The sequence below is a fragment of the Streptomonospora sp. PA3 genome (assembly GCF_009728995.1).
In the GTDB taxonomy this organism is placed as follows: Bacteria; Actinomycetota; Actinomycetes; order Streptosporangiales; family Streptosporangiaceae; genus Streptomonospora.
Genome location: NZ_VTZW01000010.1, coordinates 414,208 through 426,301 on the forward strand (window position 1 = coordinate 414,208; position 12,094 = coordinate 426,301).

At 73.9% G+C, this 12,094-nt stretch carries 10 protein-coding genes; 3 read left to right on the forward strand and 7 right to left on the reverse strand.

What is annotated here, in order from left to right; translation table 11 throughout:
- Nucleotides 1-66: 66 nt before the first annotated feature.
- From FZ103_RS14030 to FZ103_RS14040, 3 genes are all read right to left on the reverse strand, one after another.
- Entirely contained in the window at nucleotides 67-1,446 is a 1,380-nt protein-coding gene (locus tag FZ103_RS14030) for an NAD(P)/FAD-dependent oxidoreductase (RefSeq protein ID WP_156001590.1), read from the reverse strand.
- A 380-nt stretch (nucleotides 1,447-1,826) separates the two neighbouring features.
- The gene (locus FZ103_RS14035) at nucleotides 1,827-2,864 is read right to left on the reverse strand and encodes a Ppx/GppA phosphatase family protein (RefSeq protein WP_186356284.1); all 1,038 of its coding nucleotides are present in this window, start codon (nucleotides 2,862-2,864) and stop codon (nucleotides 1,827-1,829) included.
- Nucleotides 2,861-3,481, reverse strand: a complete 621-nt coding sequence (locus FZ103_RS14040; RefSeq protein ID WP_156001592.1) for a DUF501 domain-containing protein — start codon at nucleotides 3,479-3,481, stop codon at nucleotides 2,861-2,863. The genes FZ103_RS14035 and FZ103_RS14040 overlap by 4 nt, the downstream gene beginning before the upstream one ends.
- Nucleotides 3,482-3,562: 81 nt before the next feature.
- On the opposite strand from FZ103_RS14040, the gene FZ103_RS14045 reads away from it, so the two are divergent.
- Nucleotides 3,563-4,177, forward strand: a complete 615-nt coding sequence (locus FZ103_RS14045) for a disulfide bond formation protein DsbA (protein ID WP_156001593.1) — start codon at nucleotides 3,563-3,565, stop codon at nucleotides 4,175-4,177.
- 29 nt (nucleotides 4,178-4,206) lie between these two features.
- Here FZ103_RS14045 and FZ103_RS26060 read toward each other — a convergent pair whose 3' ends face one another.
- Nucleotides 4,207-5,019 (reverse strand): septum formation initiator family protein, encoded by an 813-nt coding sequence (locus tag FZ103_RS26060; RefSeq protein WP_156001594.1) that lies wholly within the window; start codon nucleotides 5,017-5,019, stop codon nucleotides 4,207-4,209.
- Nucleotides 5,020-5,030: 11 nt separating this feature from the next.
- The gene (gene eno / locus FZ103_RS14055; RefSeq protein ID WP_156001595.1) at nucleotides 5,031-6,314 is read right to left on the reverse strand and encodes a phosphopyruvate hydratase; all 1,284 of its coding nucleotides are present in this window, start codon (nucleotides 6,312-6,314) and stop codon (nucleotides 5,031-5,033) included.
- A gap of 453 nt (nucleotides 6,315-6,767) precedes the next feature.
- Here eno and FZ103_RS14060 point away from each other — a divergent pair, with 453 nt between their 5' ends.
- Entirely contained in the window at nucleotides 6,768-7,694 is a 927-nt protein-coding gene (locus FZ103_RS14060; protein WP_156001596.1) for a sulfite exporter TauE/SafE family protein, read from the forward strand.
- Between the two features lie 270 nt (nucleotides 7,695-7,964).
- A complete protein-coding gene (locus tag FZ103_RS14065; protein WP_156001597.1) occupies nucleotides 7,965-9,404 on the forward strand; it encodes an FtsW/RodA/SpoVE family cell cycle protein in 1,440 nt (479 codons plus the stop codon).
- 5 nt (nucleotides 9,405-9,409) lie between these two features.
- Here the strand turns inward: FZ103_RS14065 and FZ103_RS14070 are convergent, their stop codons facing one another.
- Both FZ103_RS14070 and cysC read right to left on the reverse strand, forming a co-directional pair.
- On the reverse strand, nucleotides 9,410-10,159 hold the full coding sequence (locus FZ103_RS14070) for a MazG family protein (protein WP_156001598.1): 750 nt from the start codon (nucleotides 10,157-10,159) through the stop codon (nucleotides 9,410-9,412).
- Between the two features lie 103 nt (nucleotides 10,160-10,262).
- A complete protein-coding gene (cysC, locus tag FZ103_RS14075) occupies nucleotides 10,263-11,831 on the reverse strand; it encodes an adenylyl-sulfate kinase (protein WP_255429973.1) in 1,569 nt (522 codons plus the stop codon).
- Between the last annotated feature and the right edge of the window lie 263 nt (nucleotides 11,832-12,094).

Here is a 12,094-nt window from a genome sequence, read left to right on the forward strand (position 1 = left end):
TCCGCGTAGCGACGAAAACGGCCGGCCCCCCGCCAGGGGCCGGCCGTCGGTCGGTTGGCCGCGCGCTCAGCTGACCCGGCGCAGCAGTTGCCCGTTCTCCACCTGCGGCTTGCTGGCGTCCTCGAACGCCTGGCGCGGCTCGTCCATCTCCGGCAGGGCGGCGAAGTCGCGCCGCAGGAAGAAGCCGACGACCCAGTCCGCCAGCACGCGGGCCTTCCGGTTGAAGGTCGGCACCGCGTAGAGGTGGTAGGAGCGGTGGGCGTACCAGGCGAGCCGACCGGTCAGCTTGATCTTGCCGAAGAGCTGCGCCGCGCCCTTGTGCAGGCCCAGGCCGGCCACAGCACCCAGGTTGCTGTGGGAGTAGCGGGTCATCTCCTTGCCGCGGAGCGCGGCGATGACGTTGTCGGCCAGCACCGGGGCCTGGCGCACCGCGTTCTGCGCGTTGGGCGGGTAGAAGCCGCCACGCCCGTCGGGCACCTGGGCGTTGTCGCCGCCGGCGAAGGCGTTGTCCACGCCGTTGACGGTGAGGTGCTCCGAGGTGTCGATGTGGCCCTTGGGGCCCAGCGGCAGGTCGCCGGCCTGCACGACCGGGCTCGGCTTGACGCCGGCGGTCCACACCAGGGTGCCCGCGTCGAACTCGGTGCCGTCGCTGAGCTTGATGCGCTGGTCGACGGCCGACTCCAGGAAAGTGGAGAGGCGGACGTCGATCCCGCGCCGCTTCAGCTGGTTCAGCGCCTTCTCGCCGACGTCGGGGCCGACCTCGGGCAGGATCCTGTCGGCGGCCTCGATCAGGTAGAAGCGCAGGTCGTCGACGCCGATGGAGGGGTAGAGCCGCGTGGCGTCGCGAGCCAGGTCCTCCAGCTCGGCGATCGCCTCGGCGCCCGCGAAACCGCCCCCGACGAAGACGAAGTTCAGCGCCTTGCGCCGGATCTCGGGATCGTCGGTGGAGTCGGCGACGTTCAGCTGCTCCAGCACGTGGTTGCGCAGGAACACGGCCTCCTCGACGGTCTTGATGCCGATCCCCCACTCGGCCAGCCCGGGGATGGGCAGGGTGCGGGAGACGGCGCCGGTGGCCATCACGATGTAGTCGTAGGAGATCCTGCGGGGATCGCCGACCGCGGGCTCGAAGTCGACCGAGCGCGACGCGTGGTCCACGCGGATGACCCGGCCGGTCAGCACGCGCACGCGGTCGAAGACCTTGCGCAGCGGAACGACGACGTGGCGCGGAGAGATGCTGCCGGCCGCGATCTCGGGAAGGAACGGCTGGTAGGTCATGTAGGAGTTGGGGTCCACGACGGTGATGCGGGCTTCGCCCGGCCCCAGCTTCTTCTCCAGCCGCTTCGCGGTGTACATCCCGAGGTACCCACCGCCGACGATGAGCACGTGGGGGATCTCTGCCTCGTCACCGCCGCCGTGTACCAGGCGGTAGTTCCTACCTTCGGTCATCGCGCATCCGCCCTTGGTTCCCGTTCCACGCCCCCGGTCCGGGGCGCCAAGATCGGTAATTCTTCGTTTACTGGCATGTTCCCGGTCGGCTTTCAGAGGAAAGAACGCTCTTCTTTGCCAGGTGAGCCGAGGGGGTCGCCCTCTCCTTGCTTGTGCATTCTTTCACAAGCCCCTCGTAACATTAAAGGGAGACAAGGGAAAGGTTTAGACCATGATAGACCCGCTTCGGCGGACGTTTGTCCAGGTCAGGGCCCTTGTGAAGGGATTCACGCGCCGGTTGCCGGGTGATGCGTCTCACCGGGGCCGCTGACCGGCGTCACAGGTCCCGGGAGGCTCCGCCGCAGCGCACGGCCTCGCGCCCGCCCGGCCGAGGCCCCCGCCTACAGCGAGTCCGCGGCGCCGTCCGCCGCGCCGTCGGCGGCGCGCTCCTGGGCGCCCAGGCACAGCCCCCAGGCGATGCCGTCGAGGATGTCGTGCTCGCTGGCCACGAACCCGGGCGCACCGGTGCGCGCCACCACGCGGGAGAGGATCAGCGCGCCCGACGCGATGACGTCGACCCGGCCGGGGTGCATGACGCCGATCGCCGCCCTCTGCTCGTGGTTCATCGCCAGCAGCTCCTCGGCGATCTCGTGCACCCGGGCCGCCGGCACCCAGGCGTGGTGGATCCGCTCGGGGTCGTATTCGGGGAGATCCAGCGCGATGCCCGCGACCGTGGTGGCGGTGCCGGCCACGCAGACCAGCGAGGCGGCCTCGGACAGCGGCACCGTGGCGGCGGCCTCCTCCAGCGCGGCGTCGATGTCGGCCGTGGCCGCGGCGATCTGCGCGGCCGTGGGCGGGTCGCCGGCCAGGTGGCGCTCGGCCAGCCGCACGCAGCCGATGTCGACCGAGCGGGAAGCGCGCACGGCCCCGGCGCCGGCGGGCGCGTTCTGCGGGTCGGGCCACCCGAGTACGAACTCCGTGGAGCCGCCGCCGATGTCCACGATCAGAAACGGGGTGTCGAAGCCGGTCTCGGCCTCCTCCAGCTCGGCGGTCGCGCCGATGAAGGACAGCTCCGCCTCCTCGTCGCCGGTGATCACCTCGGGGTCCACGCCGATGATCTCCCGCACGCCGGAGACGAACCGGTCCCGGTTGCCGGCGTCGCGGGTCGCGCTGGTGGCGACCATGCGCACCGACTCCGGGCCGAGCTCGACACCGTTCTCGCGCATCAGGTCGGCGTACTCGCGCAGCGCGGCGAACGTGCGCTCCAGCGCCTCGGGTGCGAACTCGCCGGTGCGGTCGACGCCCTGGCCCAGCCGCACCACGTCCATGCGCCGTTCGAGGTCGATCAGCTGGACCTCCTCGTCCTCCACCCCGATCAGCGCCGAAACCAGCAGCCGGATCGAATTGGTGCCGCAGTCCACGGCCGCCACGGTCGTCACCTGGTCGTCCCCTCGCTCTCGTCGTGATCCGGCGCCCCCGCACCCGCGGCCGCGGGCCCGTCGGCGCCGGCGTGCGCGCCCCCGTCGCCGGCGCATACGCACGGCCCCTCTGCCCACCACCGGGGCAGCGAATCCAGCGCCTCGCGGCCGAAGGGGTTGGTCCCCGGGCGCGCCAGTTCGTGAGCGACAAGCGCGTGCAGGCACTTGACGCGCTCGGGCATGCCGCCGGCGCTCTGCATGCCCTCGGGCAGCGGGGCGGAGCCGTCGCGGCGGGTCTGCTCGGCGCGCTCCTCCACGTAGTCCCGGTGCGCCTGCTCGTAGCGCGCGCGCAGCTCCGGGTCGTCGGCGAGGCGGTCCTGCATCCGGCGCATCGCCCCCCCGGCCTCCAGGGTGCCGATGGCGGAGGCGGCGCGCGGACAGGTGAGGTAGTACAGCGTGGGGAACGGCGTGCCGTCCTCCAGGCGCGGCGCGGTGCGCACCACATCGGGCAGGCCGCACGGGCAGCGGTGGGCCACGGCCCGCAGACCGCGCGGCGGTCGGCCAAGCTGCCGGCGCACCGCCGCGGCGTCGGCGGCGGAGAAGCGGTCTGCGCAGGACGGTTGTTCGGCGGGAGTCATCGCGGCCCAGAGTAGCCGCCGGCGTGATCGCCCGCGCACGCCCGCCTGCCACACACGACCACGCGCGCCTAGCATGGGCCCATGGCCGACACCTGGACCGCGGATCTGTGGGTGGACCCCTCGTGCCCCTACAGCCGCCTCACCGCCCGCTGGCTGATGGAGGCGGTGCAGGTGCGCCCCATCAGCCTGCGCTGGCACGTGATGAGCCTGGCGGTGCTCAACGAGGGCCGCGACGACGATCCCGAAGGCGACCCCGAGGGCTACCTGTGGATCCCCGCGCGCATCTGCGCCGCTGTGCAGACCGAGCACGGGCACGACGCGCTGGGACGCTTCTACGACGCGCTGTGGGAGTCCCGGGAGCGCGGCGGCGAGGACTGGGTCGCGGGGTTCGAGGAGGTGCTGGCGGGGGCCGGGCTGCCCGCCGACCTGGCGCGGGCGGGGTTCTCCGAAGCCTACGACGCCGCTCTGCGCGCCTCCCACGACGAGGGCTTCGGGCTCGTCGGCGGCGATGTGGGCACCCCGGTCCTGGCCGCGACGGCGCCCGACGGCACGCGCGCCGCCGTGTTCGGTCCCGTGGTCTCCGAGGTGCCGCGCGGCGAGAGCGCCGGGCGGCTGTGGGACGGCACGGTGCTCGTGGCCGCCACTCCGGGCTTCCACACGCTCCAGGGCCCGCCGCAGGCGCAGATCGCCGGCTGAACCGCGGCACCGCTCCGCCGCGCGGCCGCTCAGCCGGTCGGCTCCGCCTCGGGGATCTGCTGGGCCTCCTGCGGCCGGTCGGCTTCCAGCACCGACTTCCACAGCCGGGTGAACCACGGCTCGGTGGACTCGGCGTCGGCGCCGGCGTCCTTCTCGTCCTCGTCGGAGACGACGACGTAGGCGCGCTCGCCCGGATACTGGTAGTGCAGGCGTGTGCGGGCCTCGCGCTCGATGTAGGCGGGGTCCTGCAGCTCCTCGCGGCGCTGCTGCAGCTCGTTGACGGCCTGCTCGGTCTGCGCCTGCTCTTCGCGCAGCTCGGCGATGCGGGCCCGCTGGGCCAGGTACTCCCGCAGCGGGTAGGCCAGGCTGAGCGCGATCACGCAGATCACCAGGGCGAGGATCGCGGCGCGGCTGGTCAGTGCGGGACGGGTGCGTCCGCCGCCGGCCCCGGTCCCCCCGGATCCCGCCGGGCCGCCGCCCCGCCCGCCGGGCGGGCGGAAGCCCGAATCCGATCCGCCGCCGCGGTCGGTCCGGGAGGCGGCCTTGGCCGGGGCACCGCTTCGGGCACCCGTCTTGGTCCCGCCGGTCTTAGTCACGCCGCCGGTCTTGGTCCCACCGCTCTTGGCCGCGCCGCCGCGGCCCTTGGACGAGGGGGCGGAGTCGATCGGGACCACCGCCGAGTCGCGCTTGCCCTTGGCGGCCGTGCCCGCCGCTGCCGCCTTGCCCGTGCCGGCGCCGACCGTGCGCCGCTGCCCGCCGCGGTCGCCGCCCGAGGCGCCAGAGGACGGCGGCCGCGCCTTCGCGGGGCGCGGCCGCCTGGGGTCCTCCGGCACCTCGGGCATAAGCCGTCAGGCTAGCCCTGCGGGCGGAAGCGGGGGAAGGCCGACACGCCGGCGTAGAGGGCGGCGTCGTCCAGCTCCTCCTCGATGCGCAGCAGCTGGTTGTACTTGGCGACGCGCTCGCTGCGTGCGGGAGCGCCGGTCTTGATCTGCCCGGCGTTCGTGGCGACCGCGATGTCGGCGATGGTGGTGTCCTCGGTCTCGCCGGAGCGGTGCGAGATCATCGCGGTGTAGCCGCTGCGCTGTGCCAGCGAGACGGCGTCCAGGGTCTCGGTGAGCGTGCCGATCTGGTTGACCTTGACCAGCAGCGAGTTGGCCGCTCCCGCGGAGATGCCGCGCTGCAGGCGCTCGGGGTTGGTGACGAACAGGTCGTCGCCCACGATCTGCAGGCGCGCGCCCAGGGTGGAGGTCAGCTTCGCCCAGCCGTCCCAGTCGTCCTCGTCCAGCGGGTCCTCGATGGAGACCAGCGGGTAGGCGTCGGCCAGGTCGCTGTAGTAGGCGGCCATGTCCTCGGCGCTGCGGGACTTGCCCTCGAAGTTGTAGACGCCGTCGGTGCAGAACTCGGTGGCGGCGACGTCCAGGGCCAGGGCGATGTCGCGGCCCGGGGTGTAGCCGGCCTTCTGGACGGCCTCGATGATGAGGTCCAGCGCCGCGCGGTTGTTGTCGAGGCTGGGGGCGAACCCGCCCTCGTCGCCCACACCCGTGCCCAGGCCGTGCGCCTTGAGCACCGACTTCAGCGCCTGGTAGATCTCCGCGCCCCAGCGGACGGCCTCGCGGAAGCTCGCCGCGCCCACCGGCGCGATCATGAACTCCTGGATGTCGACGTTGGTGTCGGCGTGGGCGCCCCCGTTGAGGATGTTCATCATCGGCACCGGCAGCACGTGGGCGTTGGGGCCGCCGATGTAGCGGAACAGGGGCAGACCCGAGCTGTCGGCGGCGGCGTGGGCCGTGGCCAGCGACGCGCCGAGGATGGCGTTGGCGCCCAGCCGGGACTTGCCGGGGGTGCCGTCCAGCTCGATCAGCGAGCGGTCGATGAGCCGCTGCTCCTCGGGCGCGAAACCGATGAGCTCGTCGGCGATGTCGTCGTTGACGGCGGTCACCGCCTTCTCGACGCCCTTGCCGCCGAAGCGGTCGCCGCCGTCGCGCAGCTCGACCGCCTCGAACTGCCCGGTCGACGCGCCGCTGGGAACCGCCGCGCGAGCGGTGGTCCCGTCGTCGAGGAGGACCTCGACCTCGACCGTGGGGTTACCGCGGGAGTCGAGGATCTCCCTCGCCTGCACTGCCTCGATCGACGACAACGTTGCAACTCCTTCGTTTCGCGTGCGGACCCGGCTCAAGCCTTACGCGGATGGGACATGGCAGGTGCGGCCTCCTGGCGCCCCACCCGCGCCCCGTTGCGATCCGCCCGAGCCGCGGGCGTGTGCGGCGGGCGCCCGCCGGTGCCGCCGGCCGCCCGTTCCAGCGGCGCCCGCGGTGCGCGGCGCGTACGGCGCCCGTCCACCCGCCACCCTAGCGAGTAGGGGGCGGCGGGGTCGTGCCCGCCGCCGGAAATTGGTCTAGTCCACACCGGACGGCCGCCCCGCGGCCTCCTCACCGGGTACGACCGGTGCAGCGGACCGCGACACGCCCGCCGGATCGGCCGGGAGGAACACGCTCGGACAGCCCTTCTGCGGATGCGTGGCGCATATCCCTACTAAAGAGGTATAAATAGAGGTGTTGCTCTCACACCCGGACCTGGAAGGCCGCCCGCTATGCAGACCCTCGTCCTCCTGGGTTTCGTCGGCCTCCTGGCGCAGCTCATCAACGGCAGCCTGGGCATGGGCTACGGCATCAGCACCACCAGCGCCCTGCTGGCGATCGGCACGGCCCCGGCGCTGGCCTCCGCCACCGTCAACCTCTCCCAGGTGGGCTCCCAGATCGCCTCGGGGTTCGCCCACTGGCGGTTCGGCAACGTCGACTGGGCGGTGGTGTGGCGCATCGCCGTGCCCGGCGCCCTGGGCGCCTTCGTCGGCGCGGTCTTCCTCAGCCGGCTCTCCACCGAGGCGGCCGGCCCGCTGATGTCGACGATCCTGCTCATCCTGGGCGGCTACCTGCTGGCTCGATTCACCTTCCGCGAACTGCCCCACCCCGACCTCAGCCGCCCCCTGCGAGCCGGCTTCCTCGCCCCGGTCGGGCTGTTCGCCGGGTTCATGAACTCCACCGGAGGCGGCGGCTGGGGCCCCGTGGGCACCTCGGCGCTGCTGGCCAGCGGGCGGCTGGAACCGCGCAAGGTCATCGGCTCCATCAGCGTGGGCGAATCGGCGGTGGTGATCGCCGGCAGCATCGGGTTCGCGCTGGGTCTGGGCCTGGGCGGCATCAAGATCACCTGGGTGGCGGTGCTGCTGCTGGGCGGCCTGCTGGCCGCGCCCCTCGCCGCGTGGCTGGCCAGCCGGGTCCCGGCGCGCATGCTCGGCTCGACCGTGGGCGGCCTGATCATCTTCACCAACACCCGCGTACTGCTGACCAGCGACGCCGTCGGCGCTTCCGCCGGCGTCTCCCTGGCCGTCTACATCCTGGTGGCGCTGGTGTGGGCGGGTGCCGTCGCGTGGTCGCTGCGCGCCCACTTCGCGGAGCGGCGGGAGCGCCGGCTCGCGGCCACCGCGCCCGAGCACTTCGCCGCGGCCCAAGCCGCGGACTGACCCGAAGCGGCAGGCCCGGCGCAGCAGGGCGGCGGTCCGAGGAGGGGGCGTGCCGCCGCGGCGGAACCCGAAGCCGAGTTTCCGCTCCCTGCCGCGGGGCAGCGGACCCGCGTCCGCCTATAGTGCCCTGAACCATCCGCACCGACCGGTGCCCGTCCCTCGCGACCCGCCGCCCCGCTCACCCCGCGGCATTCGTCCTGCCGCCGGCGCGCGGAGCGGGACCCACCGGCGACTGTCGAGTCAGTTCCAGGAGTCCGAGGCGAGACGGAAATGGCCACACTCGCATCCGGCGCGAACGCTCCCCGGCCGAGCGTCCCGGCCCGGCGCCGCAACGCCGAGCTGGCGATGACCCTCTTCGCGGTCGGCGTGTTCGCGCTGAGCCTGTGCCTGGCGGGCCTGCAGACCGAGGGGCGCATCCCCGCGCGGTTCCCCCTCTACACCTGCGTCTTCGGCGGGCTGGCCACCGCCGCCCACATCGCCGTGCGCTTTCTGGCCCCCTGGTCCGACCCCCTGATCCTGCCGCTGGCCACCGTGCTCAACGGCATCGGCCTGACCATGATCTGGGGCCTGCACACCGCCGCGGGCGACGGCCCGGCCGAATCGGACCGGCAGCTGCTGTGGACGGCGCTGGGCACGGCCGCCTGCGCCGCCGTCCTGGCCGCGGTGCGCCGTCCCCCGCGCCTGCAGCGCTACCGCTACCTGACCCTGACCGCCGGGCTCGCGCTGATCATGCTGCCGATGCTGCCGGGGATCGGCATCGAGGTCTTCGGCGCCCGGCGCTGGATCGGGTTCGGCGGCTACACCGTGCAGCCCTCGGAGTTCGCCCGCATCCTGCTGATCGTCTTCCTGGCCGGCTACCTCGGCCACAAGCGCGACGCCCTGGCGCTGGCGGCCCGCCAGCTGCGGGTGGGACCGGTGAAGGTCTTCAGCCTGCCGCGCATGCGCGATCTGGGACCCATGACCGCGGCGTGGGCCGTGGCCATCCTGCTGCTGGTGGGCACCCGGGACCTGGGCACCTCCCTCGTGCTGTTCAGCGTCTTCTTGGCCATGCTCTACGTCGCCACGCGGCGCAAGTCCTGGGTGGGCATCGGCCTGGCCATGTTCACGGCGGGGGCCGCGGTGGCGTGGGCGGTCTTCTGGCACGTGCGCCAGCGCGTCACCATCTGGCTCGACCCCTTCGACCCGGAGGTCTACCGGGCCGTCGGCGGCAGCCGGCAGCTGGTGCAGGGCCTGTTCGCGCTGGCCGACGGCGGCCTGACCGGCACCGGGTTCGGACAGGGCCGCACCGACACCCTCTTCGCCTCCGACAGCGACCTGATCCTCATCTCCATCGGCGAGAAGTTCGGGCTGGTCGGGCTGACGGCCGTGTCCCTCCTGCTGGTCCTCTTCACCGAGCGCGGCTACCGCACCGCCCTGGCCTCGCGCGACGTCTTCGCCAAACTCACCGCGTCGGGCAGCGCGTTCCTGCTGTCCTTCCAGACGTTCGTGGTGATGGGCGGGGTGACGCGGCTGATCCCGATGACGGGCATGACCACGCCGTTCCTGTCGGCGGGCGGGTCCTCGCTGGTGTCGACGTGGATGATCGTGGGGCTGTGGCTGCGGCTCAGCGACGCCGCCCGCCGCCCCAGCCCCGCCGCGCCCGCCCGCGACTCCGCCGGGATGCCCGACACCGCCCACCGGGCGGGCCCGCCCCTGCTCGGGCCGCGGTGAGGCGCTCAGCCGTCCCAGTAGGCCCGCCACTGCTCGGGGGTGAGGGAGCGCGGGTCGCGCCCCTCGGACCGTGCTCGGGCCTCGGCCGCGCGCACGCGCGCGTCGAAGCGCCGCGCCGCCGCGCGCAGGTCCAGCTCGGGATCGGCGCCGCCCCGGCGCTCCTCGGCGACACCGGCGAAGAGCGCGCCGCCGCCCTGGCCGTCGTCGCCGATCAGGTCCTCGGGAACGCCGTTGCGCGCGGCGCGCTTCTGCAGCTCGTAGGCGAGCAGGGCGGCGGGCTGGCCGAAGGGGACCCCTTCCAGGACCGAGTCGCCGCCGCCCTTCTCGGCGCGCTCGGCCGCCTTGATCGTCTCCCAGTTCGCCCGGACCTCGTCGGCGCCCTCCACCTCGACCCCGCCGAAGACATGCGGGTGGCGCCGCGTGAGCTTGTCGACGATGGCGGCGGCGACGTCGTCGACGGTGAACCCGTCGGCGCCGCGGTCCTCGGCCACGCGGGCGTGGAAGACGACCTGCAGCAGCACGTCGCCCAGCTCCTCGCACAGCGTGTCGAGGTCGCCCTGCTCGATGGTCTCCAGCGTCTCGTAGGCCTCCTCGATGAGGTACTTGGCCAGCGAGGAATGGGTCTGGGCGGCGTCCCACGGGCACTCGCGCCGCAGCACGTCCATCACCTCGACCAGGTCGAGGACCCGGCTGCCCCGCACCCGGTCGCCCCCGGCGCCCTCGGCCCGGCCGCCGGCCCCGCCGTCCGTACTCATCGGCATCCCCTTTCCGCTCCTGCCTGTCGGCCCCCACCACCGCCGCCCGGCGCACGGAGCCGCTCACCCCGCCGCCGGTGCGCGCGTTCCTGCGATCGGGCCCTCAGGCCGACTCGGCGGGCAGCCAGCCGCCCGCGCGCAGCGCCTCCAGCACCTGGGCGACCGACTCGCCGATGGAGCGGTCCGCGGTGTCGAGCACCAGCTCGGCGTCGCGGGGCTCCTCGTAGGGGTCGGAGATCCCGGTGAACTCGGGGATCTCGCCGGCGCGGGCCTTGGCGTAGAGGCCCTTGCGGTCGCGGGCCTCGCACACCTCCAGCGGTGTCGCCACGTGGACCAGGAAGAAGTCGCCGACCTCCTCGACCATCGCGCGGACCTCGGCGCGCGTGGCGTCGTAGGGGGCGATGGGCGCGCAGACGGCGACGCCGCCGTGGCGGGTGATCTCGGCGGCCACGTAGCCGATCCGCCGGACGTTGAGGTCGCGGTCGGCGCGCGAGAACGTCAGGCCCGCCGAGAGCATGCGGCGCACCACGTCCCCGTCGAGCAGGGTCAGCGTGCGCCCCGACCGGCGGATGCCCTCGGCCACGCCGCGGGCGATCGTGGACTTGCCCGAGCCCGAGAGCCCGGTGAAGAACACGGTGAGGCCGCGCTCGGTGCGCGGCGGCCGGATGCGCGCCAGCTCCGCGGCCACCCGCGCCGGAGTGAACCAGGCGGGCAGCCCGCGCCCCAGCGCCAGCATCTCCTCGACCTCGGCCTCGCCCGGCAGTGCGGCGGCCGCCTCCGGGGCCGCCTCGCCGGCCGGCCGCCACAGGTCCTCGGTGGTGTCGTAGACCCACTCCGGGGCCCGCACGATCGGGATCGGCGCGTCCTCGGCGGCGGGCTCGGCCGCCGCGGAGCCGGGTCCGTCGACGACGAGCAGGCGCGTGGCCCCGTAGGACCGGGCGACGTGGGCGCGCAGCAGGTCGCGGCGCTGACGGGACAGCGCGGTGGAGTCCTCGGAGCAGGCGCCCGGCAGGCTCACCACGACGAACCGGGCCGGGGCGGGCAGCAGCGGCTCGGCGGCCAGCACCACCGGCGCCATGCCCGCGCTCTCCAGCGGGGCGTCGATGATCACCAGCACCTCGGCCCGGTGTTCGCCGCTGAGCTCGTCGGCCGCCGCGCGGATCTGGTGCAGCTCGCGGTGGTGCAGCGGCCGGCCGGTGACCACGGCCAGCACCGGTGCCCCGCCGTCGCCGGCGAATTCGCGCTGACCCCGGAACTGCTCGGGGGACAGGCGCAGATGGCGCAGCGCGCCGTAGACGGGCGGCTGGACGATGCGGACCTCCCCGGCCAGGCGGTGACCGGGCGCGCCCGCGTCGTCGGCGTCGCCCTCGGAACCGGACCACCAGCGCTGACCGACGCTCAGCTCGGCCAGCGGAGCCCCCTCGGGATCGGTCAGGACCAGGCGGTCGGCGTCGGCGAGCTCGTCGGGCACCGGGAGGGTGACCGGTACCGGCCACGGTGAGCCGTCGGGCAACCGGCCGTGCTTGACGACGCCGGCGGTCGCCTCGCGGGTCATGAACCCGGCCAGGGGGTAGGCGCCGCTCAGGATCAGCTCCAGGTGGGCCAGGCTCACCGGATCGGGCGCGAACACCGGTGCCGCCTCGTGCCCGCTGCGGTCCCTGCTGTCGCTCAACCCGGCCTCCCCGACATGCTCGCCTCTGCTGCCATCCACTTCCTGCGCAACAGCGTATTCGCCGGTACCCGGTCACCGGCACGCCCGGTGCGGGCGCAAGACCCGGCACCGCTCCGGCCGCGGCCGCAGGCGCGCCCGGGAACACCCCGGGAGGGCAGGGCGTTACCAGAGGTGACGTCGCGAAAGCCGCACCGGCCGCCTCGGCGGGACGCGTCCGCGCCGCGCCCGGGCACCGCGCCGGAAGCCGTTCGGCGCCCCCGGCA

Bases quoted from the DNA above. Each gene is read 5' to 3' on its own strand.
- FZ103_RS14030 (WP_156001590.1), bottom strand. From the start codon at position 1,446: ATGACCGAAGGTAGGAACTACCGCCTGGTACACGGCGGCGGTGACGAG.
- FZ103_RS14040 (WP_156001592.1), bottom strand. From the start codon at position 3,481: ATGACTCCCGCCGAACAACCGTCCTGCGCAGACCGCTTCTCCGCCGCC.
- FZ103_RS14045 (WP_156001593.1), top strand. From the start codon at position 3,563: ATGGCCGACACCTGGACCGCGGATCTGTGGGTGGACCCCTCGTGCCCC.
- FZ103_RS26060 (WP_156001594.1), bottom strand. From the start codon at position 5,019: ATGCCCGAGGTGCCGGAGGACCCCAGGCGGCCGCGCCCCGCGAAGGCG.
- FZ103_RS14060 (WP_156001596.1), top strand. From the start codon at position 6,768: ATGCAGACCCTCGTCCTCCTGGGTTTCGTCGGCCTCCTGGCGCAGCTC.
- FZ103_RS14065 (WP_156001597.1), top strand. From the start codon at position 7,965: ATGGCCACACTCGCATCCGGCGCGAACGCTCCCCGGCCGAGCGTCCCG.
- FZ103_RS14070 (WP_156001598.1), bottom strand. From the start codon at position 10,159: ATGAGTACGGACGGCGGGGCCGGCGGCCGGGCCGAGGGCGCCGGGGGC.